Raw genomic sequence first — 23,593 nt, forward strand, 5'->3', positions numbered from 1 at the left:
ATCTTCTCACGCCCAGCTCCCACCCCGGTGATCCTTTCCGGTCACGGCACTAGGCGCCTCGGTTGCGGCCTTCCTGGTCCGCATAGCACCACTGCGGGTGATTTCGTCATGGCTCGCTCCGCCAGGGGCGTTGGTCCGCCGGCGGGGCATCGGAGCGCCCAGGGCAAGCAACTGCTCGATGCGTTCGGTTGGCAGTTGACCTGTGCCTGCGCGGTGGCGGTGGTATTCCAAGCGTTGGGCGAGCGGGTACCCGCTGGGGTCGGTGTATCCACGCGGTGGCAGCTGGCCGGGTTCATGGTCGGCGTACCAGCGTCGCAGCGCGTCCAGGAAGTCGGGCCAGGGATCGGACCGCTGGAGGGATAGGCCGAGTTCTTCGAGTTCGCGCTGTACTCCGGGCAGGAGCGTGCCGTTGCGGTGCCAGCCGCGCAGCCGGTCTAGGACGGGGTAGAGCAGGGTGCCGTCGGCGGTGCGGTAGGTGGCGGGGATACGCAGGTGGCCGTACTCGGCGTGGAAGCGGCGCATGGCAGCGGCAGCGTCGCTCTGTGCGGTGGCAGCGGTGCGGGTGGGGGCGAGTTCTGAGAGCAGGGCCCGCTGTTCGTCCGTGAGGTCGGCGGCTCGCTGGCGGTAGGTGGCGAGCTTGGAGGCGAGGGGGTAACCGTCTTCGGGGTCTCGCCAGCCGCGAGGAAGTTGCAGGTTCCGCACTCCGGGGCGGGCGAGGTGACGGCGGGCTGCGCGGATGAAACGGTCCCATTCGGTGGCGGCACGCTCCTGCTTGGGGGCCCAGATCATGCCGAGTTCGTCGAGGACTGCGGCTCGTTCGGCGGCGATGGTGCCTTTGCGTCGGCTGGCGCGGAGGTGCGAAAGGGTTTGACCGAGCGGGGTGCCGTCGGGTGCGGTGTAGTCCTCGGGGACGTCGAGGTGGCCTTGCTGCTCTCGGTAGGCCCTGGCGGCGGCAAGGCAGTTCTGCCAATCGGCGTCGAGGACGTTCCAGACCATGCCGAGCTGGGTGAGTCGCTCGGCGCGGTCGGAGCTGAGGCGGCCGGCGCGGTACTGAGCGCGCTGGCGATTGATCCACCTGCCGAGCTGGAAGCCGGAGGATTCGGTGTAGCCCTGGGGGATACGCAGGCTTCCCTTGGCCGCGTGGTAGTCGACGGCGGCCTGGTAGGCGTTCTCCCATGCCTGCTGATGGCGTTCCCAGACCATGCCGAGCTTGTCGAGGGCTTCGACCCGGTCGGCGCTGAGCCATCCGCGGCGGCGGTGCTTGAGGGCGTCTTGCATCCAGCGCCACAGCCGGTAGCCGTCGGGTGTGAGGTAGTCGGTGGGCACGCGCAGGTGGCCGTGGGTGGCGTAGAAGGTGGCGGCGTGGCCGTAGCCCTCCCACCAGGGGGAGGTGGTCTGTCGCACCAGCATCGTGGTGAGAGTGTCGAGGATGCGTTGGGCGGTGCCCTGCGGCAGGACAACGGTGATCTTCTCGGGGAGGCCGGGATTGTCGACGTGGCCGTGGGAACGCTGGACGTCCAGGTCCATGCCCAGCGGGTCGTCGTGGGCGCGCAGGGCCCGCACGACCTGCCACAGGACTTCGTAGTCACCCGGGTCGAGGTCGCCGACCTCGCCGTCCTCTTCGGGTAGTACCAGCGGCACGATGATGGTCGAGGGGCCAGCGGTGTCGGCGTGGGGGCGCAGTGCGCGGCCGACGGCCTGCACGATGTCGACCGCTGAGCGCTTGGGGTGCGCGAACAAGATGGCGTCCACGGCCGGCACGTCCACGCCCTCGCCCAGACAGCGGGCGTTGGACACCACGGTCCAGCCGCCCTCGGGCGGATGGAGCAAGTGGTCAAGGACGCGGTCCCGTACGTTGTGGCTCATCTCGCCGTGGACGTGACTGGAGGTCGGGATGAGGGTGCCGAGACGGGCGGCAGTGCGCGGCAGGGTCCGGGCGAAGTCGGCGGCTTGATCGACGCGGTGGTGGAACGTCAGGACGCGGCGGGCGCGGTGCAGGGAGTTGGCCTTGATGAGGGCGGCCTGCGCGACGAGGGTCTGCAAGGACGGCGCGCCGATCTCTTCGACGTACTCGCGCTGTTCGTCGGCGAGCAGCGAGCGGGCCTCGCGGTCGCTGATGCCGACAACCACAAGCCGGTAGTCCTCCAGGTAGCCTTCGGCGATGCCGCGGGCGAAGGAGTAGCTGTACAGGACGGGGCCGAACACGTCGGGGTCGTCCATGGACAGATGGCCGTGACGTTCGGCGCCTGAGCGGTTGATGCGCGGGGTCGCGGTCATGTAGAGCCGGCGCCCCGCGGGCAGGAAGGCGCGGTCGACCACGCGGCGGGTGGTGGCGGCGGGGCGGCCTGCCAGGTGGTGGGCCTCGTCCAGGATGAGCAGGTCCAGGGGCGCGGTGGCGCGCACAGCTTCGGCGAGGCGTTCGGCGGAGGCGTAGGTGCCCACGATCAGCCGCAACCCGTCGGCGGGCTCGGTCAGCCAGGCCGTGATGGCAGCGGGGTCGGTGGTGACCGGGATGCGCAAGTCCGGCAGGCGGGCGGGTGCGTCGGCCACGGTGTCGTCGAAGCAGACCGCGAGCGCCGCACGGATCGGCGAAGCGGCGTTGCGCTGCCAGGAGGAGAGGGTCTGCGCGATGAGCGCCAGCGACGGGGTAAGGACGGCAACGGTTCCGCCGGCGGGCAGCAGCCGTTCCGTGGCACGCTGCGACATCAGCGTCTTGCCCGATCCGCAGGCGGCATGCAGTTGGCCCAGGGGCGACTCCCGTAGACCGGCGACCAGCGCCGCCACGGCTTCGGTCTGGTAGGGGCGTTCCTGCTCGTTCACGGGGCCGTCCTTCTGCGGGTGATGCTGACCGCCCGCCGGGCAGGGGACACGCTAAATCCCCTGCCCGGCGGAGTGCTCAACGAGACTGGCGCGAAAAGGTGCTGGAGCCGGTGGTGTCCTCGCCACCGTCCTCGTTTCGGACGGGGTCGGGAACCACTGTGAGTCCGACCGCGGCCCATCCTTCACGGGTGTCCTTGTGGTCTGCGGCCCACCAGCGGCTGACCGCGTCGTGCAGGGCGTGGTCGGCCGTCGGCCCAAGGGACCGCAGGTAGGTGAGCAGGGCCTGCTCATCGATCTCCCACTTGGCGCCGTAGGTGCTCTCCTCGTAGGGCAGCGGCGAGTCGCGGACCAGCTGGAAGGCGTCGGCCACCTCGTAGTAGACCAGGGGGGCGCTACCGGCCAGGGCGGGGGTGATGAGGGTGCCGTTGAGGATGTCGGCGATGCAGTTCGCCTGGTTCAACGTCAGCCGGATGCGGCGCAGTTCGGCGGCTAGGGCCCCGCGCCACATGCCCAGTTCGAGCTTGGCCTGGATGTGGACGGTGCCGGTCATCATGCGCTGGTCGCGGTCGTCCAGCCAGGCGGCGAGTTCATCGCTCACCCGGGTCTGGATGCGGGTGTCGGCCATGGGGTGTCTCCGTTCAGGGGCGGGGCGGGGTGGGGTGGGGCGGCCGGGCGGCCGCCCCGAGGGCGGGCGGGGACGTTCAGTCGCCGAAGGCGCGGGCGCCGCTGCGGCCCATCTCCAGCACCCGCTGGCGCACGAACCGCACCGGCGGGGTCAGCTTGAGCGGCCGGTGGCGACGGCCGTCCTCCGGCCGGTGGACCAGGTAGCGGGTTCCCGGGCGCCACTCGTGAGCATCGGGCAGCAGGTCGACGCCTCGCCCGTCGTGGGCCGCCGTCGTCTCGATCGCGTACACGTCGCCCTGGCGCCACACGCGGCGGCCGGCGGCGCGGGCCTTGGTGACCTCGGCCGGTTCCATCCACGCCAGAGCGTCCCGCAGCGTGGTCATCGTGCCCGGCACCCTCACCGCCCACGGCCCCGCGTCGTCACGCCCGACCACGTAAGCCAGTTCCGCCCGCCGGTGGCCGAACCGACGGGAGTAGTAGCGCCACCCCTCGGCCCGCAGCAGCATCATGCCGGTGCTCACGTCGCGAACGGCGATGTGCAGGCGGACCTTGGTGCTCTCGGAGACGATCTCGGTCTCACCACCACGCCGCTCGATCTCCGCCACAGCGGCGGCCAGCACCCGGCGCTGCGCCCGGACCTCCACCGACTCCGGCACCACGGGCAGCGGGCGCAGCTTGGCGCGCTCGCGACGCAGTCGGGTGATCGCGGTCATCGATCGGCGGCCGGGCATTTCGTGGACGTTGAGGTAGTCGGCCAGGTGGCGGGGGTCGCGGATGACAGCAGGCGGTACGGTAACGCTCACTGGAGGGGTTCCTCTCCGGTCATGGGGTGGCCGGTGGCGGGTCGCAATCGACGCCGGCCATCCCTTCGTCGTGTCTCCACCATAGCCCTGCCGGAGACAATTGTCTCCGATTTGGGGGATCTGTATCCGCGAGCGGCGCGCCGAGGCTCCCCACCGGGCCGTCGCAGAGGCCACCACCCCGGCGACACGACTCATCCTCGCCTTCGCCGCGGTCCACGCCGCCCGGGTCGCCCAGATCGGCACGCTCATTCTCGATGACGTCGACATTGGCAACCGGCGGCTGACCATCGCCGGCCGCGTTCGCCCCCTCGACGACCTGACCTTGAAGCTGCTGCTGGACTGGCTGGAGCACCGGCGCGCCCACTGGCCGAACACGGCGAACCTCCACCTGCTGATCAACAACCAGACCGCGAACCGGACCACCCGGGCCAGCAACCACTGGATCAGCGCCGCGATGCGCGGCCGGGCCGCGACGCTGGAGCGGCTCCGTGTCGACCGAGAGCTCGAAGAGGCCATGGTCCACGGCCCCGAACCGCTCCACCTCGCCGAGGTCTTTGGGCTCGACGAGAAGACCGCCATGCGTTAGGCCACCGAACGCCGTCGCGGACCTCGTGCGCCCGGTGGCCGGTGAGCTCGGCGTACAGGTCCATGTGGCCGGTGTCGAGGGTGATCAGGATCGCGGTGCCGCGCAGGGCGGAGGCGACATTGAGCAGGTCCTCGTCGCTGTAGTCCTGCATCCGCCAGCCGAGATCGCTCATCCGCTCGATCAGCAGCCGCAGGCCGCCCGCGCAGGTCACGGCCTGGCGGGCGAGGGCGGCGAACTCCGCATTCCGGTCCCCGGCCATACCGCCAGCCTGCCCCCGTTCCCGCCCCGGCGCCTCGGACTGCGGTGCGGCCTACCGGTGGTTGGGGGATGTGACGGCCGGGGGCGCTGGCCGGCTCACTCCTCCCACGGCGCGAGGACGCGGCCGGGGTAGCGGCTGGCGTACCGGTCGTAGATCGCCCGGACCTCGGCGTCGCGCTGGGCGAGGTCTGCCTCGCTGAAGGGGCCGTACTCGTCCCAGGTGTTGACCATCGCATCGATGTCGCGCATGCACTGGAGGTGGTCCGGGTGGAAGCGCCACGCAGACGGCAGGTCTAGCATTCACGGCACGACGGCGAGCCGACCAGGCACTTCGGTCGGGTCGCCGAGCAGAGCGGTCGCGCCCCGCACGGCCGAGCCTCCCCTGGCCAGGACCCGGGCACCCCCCAGCCCCGGGCCCCGGCCGGCCGCACAGCGCAGAGCGTCCGGGGGCCTCCGCCGGGCAGTCAGCCCGTAGGCGTGGCGCACTTGGTGACCACGGCCGTGGCGGGCAAGCTGCTGCCCATGCCCTCCACCACGCGACCAGCCGGATCGACCGTTCTCCGGGCCAGCACGGCGATCCTCGCGGTCACGCTGCTCGGTGCCTGCACCAAGGCCACGACCTCCGACAGGCCCGCTGCGGACGCGGCCCCCCCGTCCTCCGCCGCTGTCGGCTGGCCGGGGCCGCAGCCCACGGACGCTGCCACGGCCCGAGTGCAGTTGACGGCGCTGACGGTCGCGCCGCCGCGACCGATGACCGGCTACTCCCGTGATCACTTCCCCCACTGGGCCTCCCAAGGAGCCGCGTGTGACACCCGCGAGAGCGTGCTCAAGAGAGACGGGCAGTCGGTGGTGACGGACGCACAGTGCCGCTCCACCTCCGGCACCTGGATCTCGGTCTACGACGGGCTCCAGTTCACCGACGCCTCCAAGGTCGACATCGACCACCTGGTGCCCCTCGCCGCCGGCTGGCGCGCCGGGGCGGACAGCTGGACGGACGAGCAGCGCAAGGCCTTCGCCAACGACCTGACCCGGCCCCAGCTCCTCGCAGTCTCCGCCGCCTCCAACAGGGCGAAAGGCGACCAGACGCCGGACCAGTGGAAGCCTCCGTCCCAGACGGCCTGGTGCCGCTACGCGGAGGCCTGGACCAACGTCAAGACCTACTACAAGCTGACCGTCACCGAGCCGGAGAAGACAGCCCTCGGCCAGATGCTCGACACCTGCCCGGCGGGATCATGACCGCCCCCAGCACCCCAACTCCGGACCCTGCCGCCCGACCGCTGGTAACCGTCGGCATCCCGTCCGGACCGGGCGGCGTGATGACGGTCGAGGTCGGGGTGATCACCGGCGACCTCACGCTGCGCACCACGTGGGACGGCCAGCAAGCGCTGCTTGCCGTCCAGTACGACGGTGCCGATGAGTGGTACGCCGTCGAGGACGCCCCGGTGCCGGCACCGACTTGGGCCGCCGCCCAAGCCGTCCACGAGGCGATGGGCGAGGCTGTACGGCGCGGCGGGGCCGCCACCGCCCCAAGGCGCAGTGGGTGGAGCGCCGGGTAACCGCGTGTCTGCCCCCAGCTCTCCGCAGGTGGGGGCAAGTGGGGTGCCGATGCTGGCCGCGGTGCTCCGCTGCTCCAGCTTCTGGACGTACTGCTCGACCGGCAGTTGGGGCGGGCCAGATGGTGATGCACTGCCCCGGCGCGTGCACCCATCTCACCGACGTCTGACGGCGCTCACGCCGGGGCCTTGCCCGGTCTGCAGTCACGGGGCCTGATCGGACTCCGTGGCGGCGAGGAACTCCTCCAGCGCCGCAGCGTCCAGGAGGTCGATCCAGGCCGTGCCGTCGGGCAGGGGGCCGGCCTCGGCGGCCAGCAGGTCGGCCGCTTCGCCGCCGACGGCGAACACCGCGCGCATTGCTGCCTCGTGCCGCTGGCGTAGCGGGAGCTCGCCGGGCCCGGCGTGGGAGAGCCCGGCCAGGTAGGCGCGGGCGGGCGGGGTGAGGATGACGGCGTGGGAGCGCAGGAAGTCCTCGAACGCAGCGCTGGCCGGGTCGGCGTCGTTGGCCGGGTCGCCGAGCTCGGGGTAGGGAAGGGAGCAGTCGTCGAGGAGGATCGCGACAAGGCTGCGCTCCTGGTTCTCGTCCTGGTGGGGCAGGACCCGCCACCCGGTCGCGGGCTCCTGGTGGCTCGCCTCGGACCGGTACTCGTCGCAGACCGCCTCCAGCAGCGGCCGCAGGCCCAGCACCAGGACAGCGGGGTCGCTCATGGCCAGCGTGTCGGGTTGCCGTGGCACCAGGAGGCGGTAGCGCAGCCGCTGGCGCACGATCGGTGCCTGCGCGGCGTAGGCGGCGAGGGTCTGCTCCGCGCCGAACCGGGCCGCGGCCTCCGTCGCCTCGGTACTTCCGGTATCGGTGTGGAACGCGCCGTCGGCGGAACGCCAGCCCACGCTCCACCGCCAGCGCTCGCGGGACGCGGCCGCGTCGGTGGGGCCCCAAACCGGATCGTTCCACGAGGTGAAGGGGTGCGGTTCGACGGGTACGGCGGCCACCTGGGCTTCCAGGGGCTGGGGCGCGCCGGGCACGGGCACCCGTGCTGTGAGCCGCTCGCCGTCGGCCTGCCAGTCCAGGGTGGCGGGCGGGAGCGCGGAGACGCGCAGGAGGGCGTCGCCGAGGCCGGAGAGGCGGATCAGGAGGGCCTTGCGGACGGCGTCGATCTGCTCGGGGGTCCAGTCGTGCGGGCCCACGTGGTCGAACATCTGGAGCAGTTCGGCTTCCCGGGCGCGGCGCCCTCGTGGCTGTGTCGCGGTATCGAGCAGTGGCTCATCCCCGTCCGGCCAACCCCCGGCGAGGGTGGGCGAGTCGTAGGCCAGTGCGACCTCTCCACGGGTGAGGGCCAGGCCCTCGGCAGCCTCGCGCAGTTCGGCCGCCGACAGGCCCGTGACCAGTGCGGCCAGGTCGTCGATGAGAGTGGCGGCCTGCCACGGTGTCGGCGGCAGCGTGATCGGCAGGGCCGGCCACTCCTCGGCCGTGGCCTGGAGATCATGGACGTAGAGGCGGACATCGAGCGGCACCTGGTCCAGCGCTGTGAACGCCCGGCTCACCAGCCGCGCCGCGAGGCCGGGGCCGGGCGCTGAGCGGCCGTGGAACGCGCACACCGCCGTGACCAGTTCCCGCCCGGTTGAGGGAACCCTCAGCGCGGTAGCGGCCAGCCCGGTCCGGGACGTGGGTGCGTGCTGGGTCATCGCCAGGGAACTCCTGTCGGTCAAAGGGAGGACGGCACGACCGCCGCACCACGGCGGCCTGGGGCGGACGGGTGTGGTGGTCAGGGACGGTCTGCGGGCAGCTCGGGGGCGGGACGTCCGATCCGGTCGGACGGGGGTTCGGGCAGGGGCCAGTACTGGTGGTCCTGTTTGCCGCCGATCGCGTCGAGGAGGGTGTCCTCGGACATCTGCAGAGCGGGGACGCAGCGGATGAGCCGGCAGAGGGAAGCGGGGTGCAGACGGCTACCCCCAGCGGCCGCGGACAGCCTCGGGCACCGGATGGTCCGCACGCCGCCGCAGCGCCTCCCGGTCCAGCCGGGCCGCCTCCTGCTCGGCCTGGCCGCGAAGTTCGGCCCAGCCCGCAGGCGGCGCGGGCTCGACCACCCGTTCCCCGTCCCAGACCGGCCCCGGCGTGTACAGCGCACCGAGCCGCGTGGCCAGGTCCCGCTCCAGGTCGCTGGCAGCCCGCACGAGCGCCCGGGCCTCGTCACCCCCGGCGCGGACCGCGGCGATGAGACGGTTGTCGAACAGGTGGGCCAGCCGCACTTGCCACCATCGGTAGTCCTGGTGGTCCTGGCTGAACGGGGCCCGGGCCAGGTCCAAGGCCGACAACGCCCCGTGCTCGGCCACCCGGGCCAGCACGTCCCGGTGCAGCGCGGTCAGCCGCGGTACCTTGCGGGCCTTCTTGACACCGGGGACCTCCTCGACACCGGCGTGGCGACGCAGCAGGGCGTGCATGCCAGCCAAGCACGCGGCCTGGTGCCGGGCGCACCACCAGCCCTCGCGGCCGGGGGCGTCGACCAACTCCAGCAGCCCCGGACACACGTCACACAACCTGAGCACGATGGGCTCGTGCCCGTCCCCGCCGGAGCCGTCCCGTACGTCACCGGGCCACCACGGCTGCTCCACCGCACCCTCGCGCCCGCACAGGGCACACCCGGCCCCGTGGAACGGCGCCTCTGGCAGCGACCCGCACAGGTCCCGGACAACAGGCCACGCCCACACCTCAGCCGATCCCTGGTACTGGAGATCACCGGTCCAGCCCAGCGACAGGCACTGCTCGCACAGCCCGATCGGGGAAGAAGCCAGCGCGGCACCGCGCTGAGCGACCCGCGCGGCCCGAACCTCCCGCCCACACCACGAGCAGGCCCCCAACGGCGCCTCCGCAGGCCGCTGATACGGCACGCTCGCCACCGCAGGGGCGGTCAGATCCCGCTCCTCACGGAAGAGTGCCGGCCCCTCAAGGCCCTCGGCTGGGCGGAACAACCTGACGACCTTGCTGCGTCCGGCGAGCGCGAGCCGGGTACGCCAGTGGCCGTAGCCGACCATGTCCCACACCCGCTCCCGCTCCCCGCGATCCCGGGCGGCATCGCGCAGGCGTTGTTCAGCCTTGCGCTGCTCAGCCGGGTCGTCCAGGCGCGGCCGCAGGTCCACGGCGAGGTCGACGTGGAGCAACTGCTCCTGGCCGGCATCGGCGTACGGGCCCACTGCGCGGATCTCCTTGACCCACCACAGCGTCGCGTCGGGGTCGGCGTTGACCGCCTTGGCGGCCTTGACCACCTTGGCGACCAGCGCGTCGGCGTTCTTGCGGGTGGACGGCTTGCGGCCGGAGGCGTGGGCCAGGCTCCGCCCGGCGGGGGTCAGCGTCCAGGTCCGGTAGTCGTGGTACTCGCAGTCGTCGGTGCGGCAGTTGTAGCAGTGCCGGGCCTCGTGGAGGTCCTCGGGCGCGGTCAGGTACCCGGCTTCGACGGCGGCGGTCAGCAGCGCCAGGCACCGGTCACGGTCGAGGTGGACAGCGCGCTGGGCGTCGCGGAGGTGAAGCCCGAACGGGTCGCCACGCTTGAGGAGGTCGCGGATCTCGCGGGTGGCATGGCCCAGCAGCGGGGCGTCCAGGTCCACGACCCGCTCGCCTTCCTGCCGCCCGACGCCGCCGAGCGCCATCAGCGCCGGACCGCTGTCACCGTCCTCACGGGGGCGCAGGTCCGCCATCGCGGCGAGGAGGCCACCGATGTCCCGCCCGAGCTCGTCCACGCTCTCCACCGGATCCCTTTCTACGTCCGCGCAGCTGTGCGAGGAACTCTCCGGATTGGAACGACCCACCACTCAGTTCCTCCCGGCGGAGACGAAGGTCAGGAACCGGCGCTCCGCCGGGGCGGGCACCCCAGATACAGCACCGGCATGCAGCACACGCGGGTTGAAGGCGAGCAGAGCACGCCGCAGAAGGTTGTCGAGAGACGGGGCACCGGTCACTGCGGAAGCCTATCGGCGTAGGGCGGTTCCCAGCGGCACCGAGGACTCAACCGGACAACTGCACCGCAACCGCGCGCCGCCTGCCCGCGCCGGGCCGACCCGCGCGCCGTCGGGCCGACCGCTCGCGTTCACCGGAGACCAGACCGGCTCAGCGCGACGACGCATGCGACGACCGCCGCCATGGCGAAAACCCCCAGCACGGCCGCAGGGCCGCACCACACCGCGATCTGGTCCTAGTCTGGGGCGTCCAGGGGATCGACGGGTCGGCGGGGAGGGCGTGGGGCGTGCGGATCATTCGGATGCTGGCCGAGGTGCTTCCTGAACACGCGCCACTCCCGCCGCCACGGGTTCGTGCGCCCATGCGCACTGTTGCCTGGGCCGCCGCAGGGTACGTGACCGTCTGCTACCTGGTGATTGCCGTCGCGGCCGCTTGGCCAGGGGCGAAAGCGGCCGCCGCAGTTCCGCCCACACATCGTTTCTCGGCGACGCCGCTTCATCACTGGCGGCCGGCGTGAGCGAGGAGATCGTGGTGCTGGTCGTTCCCGTCCTGGCCGCCTGGCGGCTCGCCCAGCAGGTCTCCAACCCCCGCCTGCGCCGAGCCGGTCTCATCGGGCTCGTCGTCGTCCTTGCCGGTGTGCGGCTGGCGTATCACATCGAGTACGGCCTGGCCGTGCTGCAGGTCGCACCCTGGGCGGTCACGTGCGTGCTGCTGTATCTCAGGTCCGGTGCGGTCCTGCCGCTCATGACGGCCCACGTTGGTTACGACCTGATGGCGGCGGTGACCAACCGGCTCGCGGTGCGCTACGGGCTGGTGGCGGCGCTGACCGTGTTCACCGCCGTCGTGGCGATCACCGCGCTCCGGCAAGGCAGGCCGGTACGCCGCCAAGCCGAAACGGCTGCCTGAGGCGCCGTCAGGGGTGATCGGTGGCATTCAGCCGGGCGGGGTGCGGGCCCAGGCGAGCCAGCTCTCGGGAGAGTCAAACGCGGCCTCGGGAATGCCGACACGCTCCCACGCCCCCAGGTAGATCTCGGCGTAGCGGCGTCCGTAGGCGGCGGCGAGTCGCGGCGGGTAGAGGAGCCAGATCGCGGGCACGGACGTGAGGTCCAGCAGGCAGCCGCGCCAGCCCGGCACGTGGAGGGTCCCCCGCAGAACGCCCCGGGCGTACAGGCCACCCCAGATGTCAGCGACCTCCTGCAACGCCTCGCTCTCCGCGTCCGGCCCGCAGACGTCCGCAGGGGTCAGCCGGGTCGGCAGGTTCGGGCCGTTGACGTACGCGAAGATGGCCGGCGACTCCAGGATCCTGAACAGGTGGGTGCGGTGCGTGCCGTCGGTGTACTGGGTGTGCAGGGGACCGGCCGGTCCGGGCAGTCGGTGCAGCTGCACCGGGGAGTCGGCGGTCATCGCCTTGCGGAGCAGACCCGGGACGTCGTCGGTGGTCAGCCACTGGCGGATCGCCTCCGGGATCCACACCGCGCCGGCGCGGTCCCGCTCCCGGCTGATGGTGCCCCAGGCCACGGGGTCCGCGGTGCGCACGATCGTCCGCGGGTCGACCCACGTGTGCGCGCCGGACCAGGTGTGCCACTCCTGCAGCCCGTCCGGATCCGGCGTCAGACGGGGGAGCTGTGCAGCGGTGGCGTTGAGGACGGCGCAGCGCTCGGCGTAGAACGCCTCGACCTCGTCGACGGCCAGGTGGGTGCCCAGCACCGTGAGGTACTCCTCGACCTGGCGCGCGTGCTGGCCGGCCGCGTAGTCCTGCGTGTAGCGCTCGTACTCGCCGTCGGCTGTGTCGCAGGGACCGGGGGCCCTGTTGATGTCGGCCTCGGTCATGTCCAGGCGCTCGGGGAGGTGTGTGGGGCGGCCCGCGGGGTAGTGGACCTCGGGGCGCGCCGGGGGAGTGCTCCAGGTGGACAGTTCGGACTCAAAGGCGGCAGGCAGGGCCGACCAGGCCCTGACCCGGACGCCGTCGGCGGAGTGTGCCTCGTAGCGGCGGTGTTCGTCGGCGACGACGGTCCAGCGGGTCGTGGTCTCGTGGGCCGTGCGTTCGGCGGCCAAGCGCGCCTCGAAGCGGCAGGCGACGGCCAGGATTTCCCCGCGGGCGCGCGCCCGGGCGAGCTCGTCCGCGGCTGGGGCCCGGTCGCCCGGAAGTACCGAGCCGTCGACCGGAAGCCCGGCCATGACCTCCCGCAGGACGCCGGTGGTCTCGGCGATCCGGTCGGCCGTGTTCTGGGCGCAGGCCGCGAGCCGGGTGGTGTCCACCGGCGCGCCGTCCAAGGCCGTGAGCCACCGTTGGACGTAGCTCTGCATGGAGAGGAGGTCGAACAGCGTCCGCAGCTGCTCATGGCCCCCACCTGGGACGGCCAGAGGCTCCGGTCCGGACGCCCACCGGTCACCACGCCCCGTGGCGACCTCCACCGCGTGCATCAGCCGCTCGAAGTCCGTCGCCGACAACACCGCCTGTTCCCCGGATTCCAGAATCCGGGCCAGCCACCACCGCCGCCAGTGAGCGCTGCGGCTGCGCCCCTTGGCAGTTCGGCAGTCGGTTCGGGGCGGGGCACCGCAGCGAGGGCAGGTCCACTGTCCGGTGGTCATGGTGACCGATCGTAGGGTGGCCGCCACCCCTGCGGCGGCGGTTTGCGGTACGCAGGAGCGCTGCGGCGGATCTGGTGGCGTTGGCTTCTTGATCCGCTGGGCGTGCGCCTCGGCGGCTGCGACGAAGGTCTGCGCGGCCGCGGCTGGCTCTCGCCCCGGGTGTTCTGGTGGCGCGCCAAAACCCTGATGTCGATTACCGCCGTCGACTCCGACACCCGGAGGATGAGCATCTCCCCGCCCGACGACCTCACGGCGATCAAGCGCCGCCTGGCTGATGGCACCGGCTGAAGCCGCACCGCCACCGCGACGGCGATCCTGCTCCCGCCCAGCTCGCCAGTTAACTTTCCCGTCTGCTGACGCCGCGTCGGCGTAGCCCGAACTGCGACAGCAGCCGGGCGACGGCACTGTGGAACTGGGCGGCCGGCCGAACCCCCGAGCGGTCCGGCCGCCCCCGGTCGGCGGGGGTTCGGCCGGGATGCGGGAGGGGAGGATGGTTGGCGGCCGGGAACCGCCAGGGGGAGAGGGGGAGCGGTGACGTTCACCGCCGTGCACGCGCAGCGGGGCCGACTGGACGCAACCCGGGACGACATGGGCTGCGGCTGGGCGTGGACAGCGGTCCACCGCGCACGACCGCGGGTCCCGCTCGGGTGCCCGGAGTGCGGCCACGGGGTGCACGCCAAGGTCTCGCCCACGGGGATGCGGTTCTTCTCCCATGACCGCGGCTCCCCGACCTGCGCGCTGGCGCAGGAGAGCATGGAGCACCACCTGACCAAGCTCCAGCTCGCGCACGCGATCCGGGCCGCCGGCTGGTACGCCGAGCTGGAGGTCCGCGCACCGGACGGGTCCTGGCGCGCCGACGTGATGGCCTCCTCCACCGACGGCGCCCGCCGCATGGCCTGGGAGGCGCAGCTCTCCCCGATCACCCGAGACGAGCTCCGCGAGCGCACCGCCCGCTACGCCGGGGCCGGCATCGCCGTGTGCTGGGTGGCGCTGTCCTCCCGGGGCTGGGTGGGCGCGGCGCCCACGGTGGTGGTCTCCGCCCGCGGGCCGGCTACCACTGAGAACTGGACCGTGCACGGCGGCGTCGGCCGCTTCACTGTCTCGCCTTGCCGCAAGAAGTGCCGTTGCCCGCACGGCCACGGCCGCTGGGAGAACGTCAGCGCGTCCCTGGACGACGTCGTCGCCTGGGTGCTCGGCGACCGGATCGCCCCCCATCGGCTGCCCGCCGAGGACGACGATCACCGGATCCTGTGGACTGCACCCCGCTACGTCGAGCGGGCGCAGGCCCACGCCGAGGCCGACAGCGAGCACCGGGCCAAGCAGGCCGACGAGGAACAGCGGCGGCGTAGAGAGCGGCGCGAGGGATGGGCTGCGCCGGGGGCAGGGCAGGACTGGCGGGCCGTCATGCCGATCGGGCGGCGCTTCCGGCTGGAGGCCGCAGCCGCCCGGTGGGTCGAGGTCGACAGCGGGCGGCCTGCCCGCTTGGGCCACGAGGAGATCGCGCAGCCCCGTTGGGCCGGCGGCCTGCCGGTATACGCCGCCGGCCGCCCGTACGCCGTCCTGCGGCCAGCCGCCCATCGCGCGGGCCGGGACGAACTGGCCGGGCTGGTGGTCCTGACCGCCGGCGCCACCGAGCACCGCGCCGTGGCCGACCAGGCCCCGCCCGGAACCCGCGTCGTCAACCTGTCGGCACAGCCAGAGCCGACCACCATGTGAAGCGTCCCGGACTTCCTCCTCCGCAACCGGACCCGCCCCGCGCTCAGGCCGGCACCACTGACCGGGCGAGACCAGTACGGACAACCTACTCGCCGCGATCGAGACCGCCCGCACCCAGCCGCTCAACCGGGTCTTCTGCGCGCTCGGCATCCGGGGCACGGGGCGCACCATGTCCCGCCGGATCGCCGCGCACTTCGGCTCCATGGCGGCGATCCGCGCCGCCGACGCCGAGACCCTGGCGACGGTGGACGGCATCGGCACGGAGAAGGCCCGGGTCCTCGTCGCCGAACTTGTTGACCTCGCCCCGCTGCTGGACCGCCTCGCCGAGTTGGGCGTGGGCACCACGGAAACCGCCCCGGCCGCCGCGGCCACCGGAGAGGACACCGGGGCCGACGCTGGCCCGCTCGCCGGCGAAGCGGTCGTCGTCACAGGCAGCATGACCGGAGCTCTCGCCGAGCTCTCCCGCACCGAGATGAACGAGCTGATCGACCGCGCGGGCGGCAAGGCCTCTTCCTCCGTCTCCAAGCGCACCACCCTGCTGGTGGCCGGCGAGAAGGCCGGCTCCAAGCGCGCCAAGGCCGAAGAGCTCGGTATCCGCATCCTCACCCCGGACGAATTCGCCGACCTGGTCGCCGCCTGCCTCACCTGACCCCCGACCGGCCGGGGCGATCCCGCCCCGGCCGCCCTGGCGCAGCGGGGAACCGCCGAGCGTGCGGACGAGCGGCAGCGGCCAGGTACGGTCCCAGGATGAGCAGCTCCGACCTTCAGCTCCACGATCTCGTCGAGACCGCCCTCGAAGATACTGTGGCGACCGCCAGCCCAGCCGCAGGGCTCTGGCTGGCTGCGGAGCTGGAACGGCGAGGCGAGGAGGCCATGTGGGACGTCCAGCTGCTGTTCGCCCCCTTGGCCGCCCGGCCCGCTTACGGGCTGGCGCCGCACGAGGCCGCCGACAAACTGCGGCGTAACGCGAGGACTGCCCAGCCCGACGTCGCCCTGGTCCTGTCGATGCGGCTCGCCCACTGGGAGCGAGGTACGGAGGGCGTCGCCGAGATGTGGCAACAGGCCCCCGCAGCGCTGCGGCGGACTGCGGTCATGCACTGGCTCATCTGCTACTGCATGACCATCGGGTACAACGGAATCAAGCTGAGTCCTGCGGAAACGGTGTCCCTTGTCCGCCGCATGATCCCAGCGCTGAGCGCCACCACCTGATCGCGGTTCACAATGCCCGGCGCCTGCGGCCTTCAGGCTGATTCCTTTCAGGTTCCGTGGGCTGGTGCCGCATCGTTTGGCAGTGGTCACCGGCCGGTGTGGGCGGGTGACGGCGGCGACGAACGTGCGCATCCTGCTCGCCCGGGAGCTTACCGCGCGGAGCCGCTTCTCCCCGAACCGAATCCGCCGCGTCGTGCCGCGATCCGCCTCAATCCCGCGCGCCGCCCGCCCACCCGGGGCCGCGTTCCCGGTCGGCGGGCCCCTGCTGAGGCCCGCCGACGTCCGCTGGAACTGCCGTGGCGCCGACGAGGGCAGCCGGTCAGCTACGGTCACTGCGCGCGATGAGCAGGCCGACGACCGTCTTCCCCTCACCGGTGTTCTGCTTGATCACCACGTCCCGGTCGGTGTTGCGGGCGAACCACTTCTCCAGCACCTCACCCTGCTCGTGCCGCAGGTAGGGCCAGGGCCGACTCGGCAGCGCCGCATAGATCTCACGTGGATGAAGCAGCGGGTCCTTGTCCCCGGAGCCGATGCGGGTCCAGTCAAGCGGCATCGTGGGATCCCCTCAGGTCGAGCGAACGCGCAGTGGGCAACATCATCCTCGGCAATTTCGTTGGCAACCACGTCTTTTGCCGCTCAGCTACCGATCAGAGGTCGTCGAGCCCCCCATGGCCTCAAGCTGCCGGCCCGGGCGGACGGGTCTTGGCCCCGGATGCCGGTCGAGCATCTGGCGGCGTGGGAAGCGGCACCGGTCCGGCCGTGGCTGAGGCAGTACGCACTGTTCCATGTCCTCCACCTGCGGTAATGCGGCTTGCGCCCTTAATCGAACGTAGTATCGAATATGGGAGCCGGAGGGGAGCCGGGATCGACGAGACGAAGGGGGACCGGACTGGAGTGGAGGTGGTGCAGGGTGCTCACGTCGCATCTGCACACCGCCTCGGGCTACTCGGTGCGCTACGGAGCGTCCTTGCCCGCCGCGCTCGCCGAGCGGGCCGCGGAGCGCGGCATCACCGAGCTGGCGCTGACCGACCGCGACACCGTCTCCGGCGCCGTCCGGCACGCGAAGGCCTGCGCGAAGGCCGGGGTGCGGCCAATCTTCGGCGCCGACCTCGCCGTCGGCCTGGTCGAGCAGCCCGCCCGGCCCACCGAGAAGCGCCGCACCCCCGCCAGGGGAGGCGTCTTCGTCGACGAGACCGCCCCGCGGATCACCCTGCTGGCCCGCGACCGCACCGGCTGGGCCAACCTCTGCGCCCTCATCAGCGCGGCCTGGGCGGCCAGGGCCGAACGCGGCGGCGGCCAGCCCGTCGTCCCGCTGGAGGTCCTCGCCGCCCACACCGAAGGCCTCACCGCCCTGCTCGGCCCCGGCTCGGAACCGGTCCGCGCGCTCGCCGCCGGCCGCCCCGATCGTGCCACCGAGCTCCTCGCCCCCTGGCGGACCTGGTTCGGCCCCCACCTGCGCCTGGAAGCCGTCCACCTGCGCCGTACCGGCACCGGCCCCGGCAGCCTGCGCCTGGCCGCCCGCACCATCGGTCTGGCCGCCGACCTCGACCTCCTCCCGGTGCTCACCAACGCCGTGCGCTACGCCGACCCGGGCCAGGGCCCCATCGCCGACGTCCTGGACGCCGCCCGGCTGCTGCGCCCCGTGCAGCACGGCGCCGTGTGCAACGGCGAGCGGTGGCTCAAGGGCCCGGCCGAGATGGCCGAGCTCGCCGCCGAAGTCGCGGAGGCGGCCGGGCAGGGTCCGTCCGGCGGCCAGCGCCTGCTGGCGGTGACCGCCCGCACGGCGGCCGAGTGCCGCCTCGATCCGAAGTCCGACCTCGGGATCGGCCGGGTGCACTTCCCCGAGGAAGACCGTCTCGGGCTCGCCCCGGGAACCTCGGCGCGGGTGCTGCGCGAGCTCTGCGAGGCGGAGATGGTGCGCCGCGGCTACGACCGCCGCCCGGACGCCGTCCGCCGTCTGGCCGAGGAGTTGGAGCTCATCTCGGCGCTCGGCTGGCCCACCTTCTTCCTCACCGTCGCCCGGGTTGTCGCCGACATCAAGGAGATGGGCATCCGGGTCGCAGCGCGCGGCTCAGCGGCCGGCTCTCTCGTGGTCCACCTGCTGGGCATCGCGGTGGCGATGCCGCTCGACCACGACCTCATCATGGAGCGGTTCCTCTCCTACCGGCGTACCTCACTGCCCGACATCGACGTCGACGTCGAATCGGAGCGCCGCATCGACTGCTACCGCGCCGTCCTGGACCGGTTCGGGCCCGAGCGCGTCGCCACCGTGTCGATGCCCGAGACCTACCGGGTCCGCTGGGCGATCCGCGACGCGGGCCTGGCCATGGGCATCGACCCGGCCGAGGTCGACCGCCTCGCCAAGGCCTTCCCGCACATCCGCGCGAAGGACGCCCGTACCGCAATGGCCGAACTCCCCGAACTGCGCCACGTCGCCGAACAGGCCGAGCGCTACGGGCGGCTGTGGGACCTGGTCGAAGGCCTGGACGCACTTCCCCGCGGAATCGCGATGCACCCCTGTGGTGTCTTGTTGTCCGACCACACCCTGCTCGCCCGCACACCGGTGATGCCCACCGCCGGCGAGCATCTCCCGATGAGCCAGTACGACAAGGAAGACGTCGAAGATCTTGGACTCTTGAAACTGGACATTTTGGGCGTTCGCATCCAAAGCGCCATGGCGTACGCGGTCGCCGAGATCGAGCGCACCACCGGCGAGAAGGTCGACCTGGACGACCGCGAGCAGGTTCCGCTCACCGACGAAGCCTCTTATCAACTCCTGTGCGAGGGTGAGTCGTTGGGCGTCTTCCAGGTCGAAAGTCCAGGCCAGAGGGACCTGTTGGGTCGTTCCCAGCCCAAGGACTTCCAGGATCTGATCACCCAGATCGCGATGTTCCGGCCCGGGCCGCTGTCCGCCGACATGGTCAAGCCGTGGCTGGAGGTCCGCCGCGGCCGCCGTCCCCGATACCCCCACCCCGATCTGATCCCCGTGTTGAAGGCCACCGGTGGCGTGCTGGTGTTCAACGAGCAGATCGCGAAGAGCTTCGCCATCCTGACCAGGTCGGACCTGGCGATGGGGGAGGAGGCCCGCCGCGCCCTCGGCAAGCCTGAGCGCGTCCCGGCGCTGGAGTCCTGGTTCCGCACTCGCGCGGCCGCCGCCGGCTACGACCGCACCGTCATCGACACCTGCTGGAACCAGCTGCTCGGGATGGGTAATTACGGCTTCGCCGCAGCTCACGCGACGGCGTTCGCCCTGCCGGTCCTCCAGTCCGCCTGGCTCAAGGCCCACCATGCACCCGCCTTCTACGCCGGTCTGCTCCAGGCCGATCCCGGCATGTACCCGCTGCGCCTGGTCCTCGCCGATGCCCGCCGCCGCGGCGTGACGATCCTGCCGGTCGACGTCGCCTGCTCCGCAGCCGGCTACACCACCGAGCTCGCCGACGGCCGCGAAGGCCTGCGCCTGGCCCTGACGTCGGTGAAGGGCATCACCGACGCCGAGGTCGAACGCATCACCACTGGGCGCCCGTTCACCGGCATCGAGGATTTCTGGGAGCGGGCCCGCCCGAGCCTGCCGACCGCCCAGCGCCTGGCCCGCATCGGCGCGCTCGACACCGTCACCGGCAACCGCACCGGCCGCCGGGACCTGCTGCTGCTCCTGGACGAGCTGCATGCCCGCCAGCGCGCCGCCGCGACCACCGGCCAGCTCTCCCTGCCCGCCCCCGCTCACGGGCCCGACACCGCCACGGGCCTGCCGGAGATGACTTCCACTGAGCAGCTGAACGCCGAGCTGGAGGTGATCGGGATGGACGCCTCCCGCCACCTCATGGCCGACCACCACGCGCTGCTCGCCGAACTGGGCGTCACCCCGTCCACCCGGCTGCACGGTATCGAGCCGGGCGAGACGGTGCTGGTCGCCGGCGCGAAGGTCGCCAGCCAGACACCGCCGATGAAATCCGGGAGGCGGACGATCTTCGTGACGCTGGACGACGGCGCCGGCGGCCAGCCGATCGACCTGACCTACTTCGACGACACCCACGACGCCTGCGCGCACACTCTCTTCCACTCCTGGCTGATCGTCGCCCGGGGCCAGGTCCAGCACCGCGGGCGCTCCATCTCGGTCATCGGCGCCCGGGCCTGGGACCTCGCCGAACTCGCCCGCGCCCGAGCCGAAGGCGGCACCCGCGCCGTCCGCGACCTGCTCGCCGCGCCCGCCCACGGCGACCACCAGGACCAGGACCAGGACCAGCACCCCCGACCGCACCGAACCGGCCCCGGCGGCGCCGGACGGCTCTGGCACGCCTCACCCGGATCCGCAGGATGACCGGAACCCCCGGCACCAGTACCGGCCACAGACCCGGGCCAGACCACGCTCGCCACCCGCACCCAGCCAGGGAGCACCGATGACTACCACCTCCAGCACCGCGGCGACGATCCTGCACCTGCGCTTCCACCGTGCCTCCTTCGAGACCTACCGCTCCCTGTTCGCCGTCCTCGGCGACATCACCCCCGTCGTCCAGGCCCTGCCCCCGGACCGGGCGCTGCTCCAGCTCGCCGGCGCCGTCGGCTACTTCGGCCAGGAGCCCGCCGGCCTCGCCGACCTCCTCCAGACCCGCCTGGCCGCCCGCTACGGCCTGATCACCACCGGCGGCATCGGCCCCAACCGCATGCTCGCCACCCTCGCCGCCGACACCGCCACCCCCGGCACCATCCACGTCCTGCCCGACGACCCAGCCCGGCAACTCGCCTTCCTCCACCACCAGGACGTGCGCCACCTGCCCGGCATCGGGCCCGCCCTGGAGAAGAAGCTCCACCGCTACGGCATCGCCACCGTCGGCGAACTCGCGGACCTCCCGCCGGCCACCGTGCAGCGCATCGCCGGAGCCGCCACCGGCCGCCTCCTGCTCGAACGCACCCACGGCACCGACCGGCGCACCGTCACCCCCTCCGGACCGCCCGCGACCATCTCCACCACCACCCGCTTCGACCACGACGTCCTCGACCCCGACAAGGTCCGCCGCGCGCTGCTCCACCTCGCCACCGACCTCGGGGCCCGGCTCCGGGCCGCCGGCCAGGCCGCCCGTGCCGTCGAGCTCCAGGTCACCTTCGCCGACCGCTCCCACGCCACCCGCTCCCGGACCCTGCCCGAGGCGACCGGGCACAGCCCGGCGCTGCGTGACGCCCTCTATGGCCTCCACGCCCGTCTCGGCCTGCAACGGGCCCGGGTGCGCGCCGTCACCGCCCGCGCCGGTGACCTCCGCGAGGAGAAGTCCGCGGCGGTCCAGCTGACCTTCGACCGGCCCACCGAGAGCGCGAGGACTCTGGAGCCCGTCATCGACCGCGCCAACGCGCGCTTCGGCGCCGGCACCCTGGCCCCCGCGGCACTGGCCTCCGCATCCCGCTCGCGCACCATCGGCGCAGGTGGACGCCCTGCTGGCCGCCATGGAAAGTTCGTAGACCACTCCGGCGGGCGGGCGTAGAGTGCCAGTCCACCAAGATCCCCAGGGAGAGGACCACACCGTGTCGGAGGACATAGCCCTGCCCGTCCGCGCGGGACGGCCGCCCGGCATTCGCGTAGGCGCAGACGGCCTGACGGACAGGCAGCGCCAGGTCGTGTACACGATCCGGGACTTCGTCCAGGAGCGCGGCTACCCGCCCTCGATGCGGGAGATCGGCAAGGCGGTGGGGCTCAGCTCGACGTCCTCGGTCTCCCACGTCATCGGACGGCTGGAGAAGATGCACGTCGTCCGCCGGGACCCGCACCGCCCCCGCGCCTACGTGCTGGCCAACCATCGCCTCGGGCACCCCGCACCACCGGCGACCGAGGCTGACGGCACGTCGGCCACCTCGTTCGTACCGCTGGTCGGCCGGATCGCCGCAGGCGGGCCGATCCTGGCTGAGCAGAGCGTCGAGGACGTCTTCCCGCTTCCCCACCGACTCGTGGGCGACGGCGAGCTGTTCGCGCTCACCGTCAAGGGCGATTCCATGATCGAGGCGGGCATCTGCGACGGCGACTGGATCACCATCCGACGGCAGCCGACGGCCGAGAACGGCCAGATCGTCGCCGCGCTGCTCGACGGCGAGGCGACCGTCAAGCGGCTGCGACGCCGGGACGGGAAGACCTGGCTCATGCCCGCCAATCCTGACTACGAACCGCTACCGGGCGATCAGGCCACCATCCTGGGCAGGGTCGTCGCCGTCCTCCGCAGCCTCTGACCCGCTGCCCGACCCCAGTTCCAATGAACTATCCATGGCAGCCTTTCCGATGGCTCGGCGGGTGGCCATCCCAAGCCGCCAACCGTCGAGCTGAACTCGGCGATCATTCGCGCCCCGGCACTGCGCACCATTTGACTGACCTTGTAGATCCATGGCCGGAAAAAAGCCCCTGAGAAGCCAGCTCAAAAGGGCGCAGGAAGAGCCTCGTCCAGGTGACCGCAGAAAGAAATCGAGAAACCCGCGAACCGGGTCCAGGAAATCATTTCTGGTAAATCCTCGACCATATGATCCCGATCGCCTAGATTGAGCCCAGCACCGAAGTAGGGGAGGACACCAGTGCTGCACGAGGAAGACTGGCGGGAAGCGGCGGCCTGCCGCACCACCGATCCGGACGAGATGTTCGCCAACCACGCCTACCAAGCCCGCGCCAAGGCCACCTGCTCCGGCTGCCCCTCCCGCACCCAATGCCTGGCGCACGCCCTCGACCACCGGATCGAGTTCGGAGTCTGGGGTGGCATGACCGAGCGGGAGCGTCGCGCCCTGCTGCGCCGCCGGACGACCGTCGCCTCGTGGCGCGACCTCCTGGACGCCGCCAGGGCCGAGCACGAACGGGAAGCCGGTGAACTTCGCCGTCCGGCCGCATGAGAGGTGGTTCTTGATCTCGTCGAACGCCATCTCGATCTCCCACCGCTGCCGGTAGAGGTTGATCAGCTCCACCGCCGGGTGCTGCCGTGGGTCGAGCAGGGTGGTGGCCAGCCACCAGGGCTTGCCGTCAACGGCGAACGGGATCACCCGGAACACCATCACCTCCGGGAACGGGCGGCCGGCCTTCTTCGCCCGGAGGATGTTCTGCTTCCTCGGCCTGATCTCGGAGATGTAGGTGCCGTCCGGCAGGTCGTACTGCTTGCGCCCGAGCTTGTTAGACGGGAGCCGAGCGAGCAGGTGGGCGCCCTGGACCGCGTGGAAGTCGCGGTAGAACGCCGAGCTCCAGAAGCCGCGGTCGGCGATGACCAGGGTGTCCGGTCCGACCGAGCGGGCAAGCGGCTCCGCCAGGCCGGGCTCGCCGTCGCGCCAGCCGCCGATCTCGGCGTCCACCACGGCATGGGTGCCGACCTCGACGAGGACCACTGCGCGGACCTGCGGGAAGCCTGTGGGCGTGCGGTCCTGGAGGCAGGGATCGTCGAAGGTCGTGGCGTTGCTGTGGCTGTCCGGGACGTCGATCTGGGTGCCGTCGATCGCGAGCACTCGCAGGTCCCGCCAGAAGGCGCCCGGT

The 23,593-nt window shown here is 72.1% G+C and carries 20 protein-coding genes and 2 pseudogenes; 12 read left to right on the top strand and 10 right to left on the bottom strand.

Annotated features, from left to right (window positions below):
• Positions 1 to 6: 6 nt before the first annotated feature.
• The 3 genes from ACFWIS_RS31770 to ACFWIS_RS31780 form a co-directional block, all read right to left on the bottom strand.
• Positions 7 to 2,820 carry a Helicase associated domain protein gene (locus tag ACFWIS_RS31770; protein WP_380524113.1) on the bottom strand — a complete coding sequence of 938 codons (2,814 nt, stop codon included), beginning with the start codon at positions 2,818 to 2,820 and terminating at the stop codon, positions 7 to 9.
• Between the two features lie 76 nt (positions 2,821 to 2,896).
• Positions 2,897 to 3,445 carry a hypothetical protein gene (locus ACFWIS_RS31775; protein WP_380524115.1) on the bottom strand — a complete coding sequence of 183 codons (549 nt, stop codon included), beginning with the start codon at positions 3,443 to 3,445 and terminating at the stop codon, positions 2,897 to 2,899.
• 76 nt (positions 3,446 to 3,521) lie between these two features.
• Positions 3,522 to 4,247 carry a hypothetical protein gene (locus tag ACFWIS_RS31780; protein WP_380524117.1) on the bottom strand — a complete coding sequence of 242 codons (726 nt, stop codon included), beginning with the start codon at positions 4,245 to 4,247 and terminating at the stop codon, positions 3,522 to 3,524.
• A gap of 100 nt (positions 4,248 to 4,347) precedes the next feature.
• Between ACFWIS_RS31780 and ACFWIS_RS31785 the strand changes: the two genes are divergently transcribed.
• A complete protein-coding gene (locus tag ACFWIS_RS31785) occupies positions 4,348 to 4,833 on the top strand; it encodes a hypothetical protein (RefSeq protein ID WP_380524119.1) in 486 nt (161 codons plus the stop codon).
• A gap of 354 nt (positions 4,834 to 5,187) precedes the next feature.
• Here ACFWIS_RS31785 and ACFWIS_RS31790 read toward each other — a convergent pair whose 3' ends face one another.
• Positions 5,188 to 5,340, bottom strand: coding sequence for a hypothetical protein (locus ACFWIS_RS31790; protein ID WP_380524121.1), 153 nt, complete (start codon positions 5,338 to 5,340; stop codon positions 5,188 to 5,190).
• 273 nt (positions 5,341 to 5,613) lie between these two features.
• Between ACFWIS_RS31790 and ACFWIS_RS31795 the strand changes: the two genes are divergently transcribed.
• Positions 5,614 to 6,327, top strand: a complete 714-nt coding sequence (locus ACFWIS_RS31795) for a DUF1524 domain-containing protein (RefSeq protein ID WP_380524145.1) — start codon at positions 5,614 to 5,616, stop codon at positions 6,325 to 6,327.
• Positions 6,324 to 6,647 carry a hypothetical protein gene (locus ACFWIS_RS31800; RefSeq protein ID WP_380524123.1) on the top strand — a complete coding sequence of 108 codons (324 nt, stop codon included), beginning with the start codon at positions 6,324 to 6,326 and terminating at the stop codon, positions 6,645 to 6,647. The genes ACFWIS_RS31795 and ACFWIS_RS31800 overlap by 4 nt, the downstream gene beginning before the upstream one ends.
• Before the next feature lie 201 nt (positions 6,648 to 6,848).
• Here ACFWIS_RS31800 and ACFWIS_RS31805 read toward each other — a convergent pair whose 3' ends face one another.
• The 3 genes from ACFWIS_RS31805 to ACFWIS_RS31815 form a co-directional block, all read right to left on the bottom strand.
• Positions 6,849 to 8,327, bottom strand: coding sequence for a hypothetical protein (locus ACFWIS_RS31805; RefSeq protein ID WP_380524125.1), 1,479 nt, complete (start codon positions 8,325 to 8,327; stop codon positions 6,849 to 6,851).
• 80 nt (positions 8,328 to 8,407) lie between these two features.
• Positions 8,408 to 8,533: a hypothetical protein gene (locus ACFWIS_RS31810; RefSeq protein WP_380524127.1), complete on the bottom strand. Its 126-nt coding sequence runs from the start codon at positions 8,531 to 8,533 to the stop codon at positions 8,408 to 8,410.
• 55 nt (positions 8,534 to 8,588) lie between these two features.
• Entirely contained in the window at positions 8,589 to 10,385 is a 1,797-nt protein-coding gene (locus ACFWIS_RS31815; protein WP_380524129.1) for a hypothetical protein, read from the bottom strand.
• 640 nt (positions 10,386 to 11,025) lie between these two features.
• Between ACFWIS_RS31815 and ACFWIS_RS31820 the strand changes: the two genes are divergently transcribed.
• Positions 11,026 to 11,499, top strand: coding sequence for a type II CAAX prenyl endopeptidase Rce1 family protein (locus ACFWIS_RS31820; protein ID WP_380524131.1), 474 nt, complete (start codon positions 11,026 to 11,028; stop codon positions 11,497 to 11,499).
• Positions 11,500 to 11,526: 27 nt separating this feature from the next.
• Here the strand turns inward: ACFWIS_RS31820 and ACFWIS_RS31825 are convergent, their stop codons facing one another.
• Positions 11,527 to 13,047, bottom strand: a complete 1,521-nt coding sequence (locus ACFWIS_RS31825) for a hypothetical protein (RefSeq protein WP_380524133.1) — start codon at positions 13,045 to 13,047, stop codon at positions 11,527 to 11,529.
• Between the two features lie 180 nt (positions 13,048 to 13,227).
• Here ACFWIS_RS31825 and ACFWIS_RS31830 point away from each other — a divergent pair, with 180 nt between their 5' ends.
• From ACFWIS_RS31830 to ACFWIS_RS31845, 4 genes and pseudogenes are all read left to right on the top strand, one after another.
• Positions 13,228 to 13,473, top strand: a complete 246-nt coding sequence (locus ACFWIS_RS31830; protein ID WP_380524135.1) for a hypothetical protein — start codon at positions 13,228 to 13,230, stop codon at positions 13,471 to 13,473.
• Between the two features lie 243 nt (positions 13,474 to 13,716).
• Complete coding sequence (locus ACFWIS_RS31835; RefSeq protein ID WP_380524136.1) at positions 13,717 to 14,901, top strand: competence protein CoiA; 1,185 nt, start codon at positions 13,717 to 13,719, stop codon at positions 14,899 to 14,901.
• A 64-nt stretch (positions 14,902 to 14,965) separates the two neighbouring features.
• Positions 14,966 to 15,550, top strand: a pseudogene (locus ACFWIS_RS31840) (helix-hairpin-helix domain-containing protein); the annotation flags it as partial.
• A 98-nt stretch (positions 15,551 to 15,648) separates the two neighbouring features.
• Positions 15,649 to 16,110, top strand: a complete 462-nt coding sequence (locus ACFWIS_RS31845) for a hypothetical protein (protein WP_380524138.1) — start codon at positions 15,649 to 15,651, stop codon at positions 16,108 to 16,110.
• A gap of 319 nt (positions 16,111 to 16,429) precedes the next feature.
• Here the strand turns inward: ACFWIS_RS31845 and ACFWIS_RS31850 are convergent, their stop codons facing one another.
• A complete protein-coding gene (locus ACFWIS_RS31850) occupies positions 16,430 to 16,663 on the bottom strand; it encodes a hypothetical protein (protein WP_380524140.1) in 234 nt (77 codons plus the stop codon).
• A gap of 357 nt (positions 16,664 to 17,020) precedes the next feature.
• On the opposite strand from ACFWIS_RS31850, the gene dnaE reads away from it, so the two are divergent.
• The 4 genes from dnaE to ACFWIS_RS31870 all read left to right on the top strand — a co-directional run bounded on the left by dnaE (position 17,021) and on the right by ACFWIS_RS31870 (position 22,965).
• On the top strand, positions 17,021 to 20,428 hold the full coding sequence (gene dnaE / locus ACFWIS_RS31855; protein ID WP_380524142.1) for a DNA polymerase III subunit alpha: 3,408 nt from the start codon (positions 17,021 to 17,023) through the stop codon (positions 20,426 to 20,428).
• 79 nt (positions 20,429 to 20,507) lie between these two features.
• Positions 20,508 to 21,584: a helix-hairpin-helix domain-containing protein gene (locus tag ACFWIS_RS31860; protein WP_380524143.1), complete on the top strand. Its 1,077-nt coding sequence runs from the start codon at positions 20,508 to 20,510 to the stop codon at positions 21,582 to 21,584.
• A gap of 1 nt (position 21,585) precedes the next feature.
• Positions 21,586 to 22,320 carry a transcriptional repressor LexA gene (lexA, locus tag ACFWIS_RS31865; protein ID WP_380524144.1) on the top strand — a complete coding sequence of 245 codons (735 nt, stop codon included), beginning with the start codon at positions 21,586 to 21,588 and terminating at the stop codon, positions 22,318 to 22,320.
• 396 nt (positions 22,321 to 22,716) lie between these two features.
• The gene (locus ACFWIS_RS31870) at positions 22,717 to 22,965 is read left to right on the top strand and encodes a WhiB family transcriptional regulator (protein WP_380524146.1); all 249 of its coding nucleotides are present in this window, start codon (positions 22,717 to 22,719) and stop codon (positions 22,963 to 22,965) included.
• A gap of 45 nt (positions 22,966 to 23,010) precedes the next feature.
• Here ACFWIS_RS31870 and ACFWIS_RS31875 read toward each other — a convergent pair.
• A pseudogene (locus tag ACFWIS_RS31875) lies at positions 23,011 to 23,565 on the bottom strand (transposase); the annotation flags it as partial.
• Positions 23,566 to 23,593: the final 28 nt, after the last annotated feature.

The sequence above is a fragment of the Kitasatospora sp. NPDC127060 genome (assembly GCF_042724935.1).
Taxonomy (GTDB): domain Bacteria; phylum Actinomycetota; class Actinomycetes; order Streptomycetales; family Streptomycetaceae; genus Kitasatospora.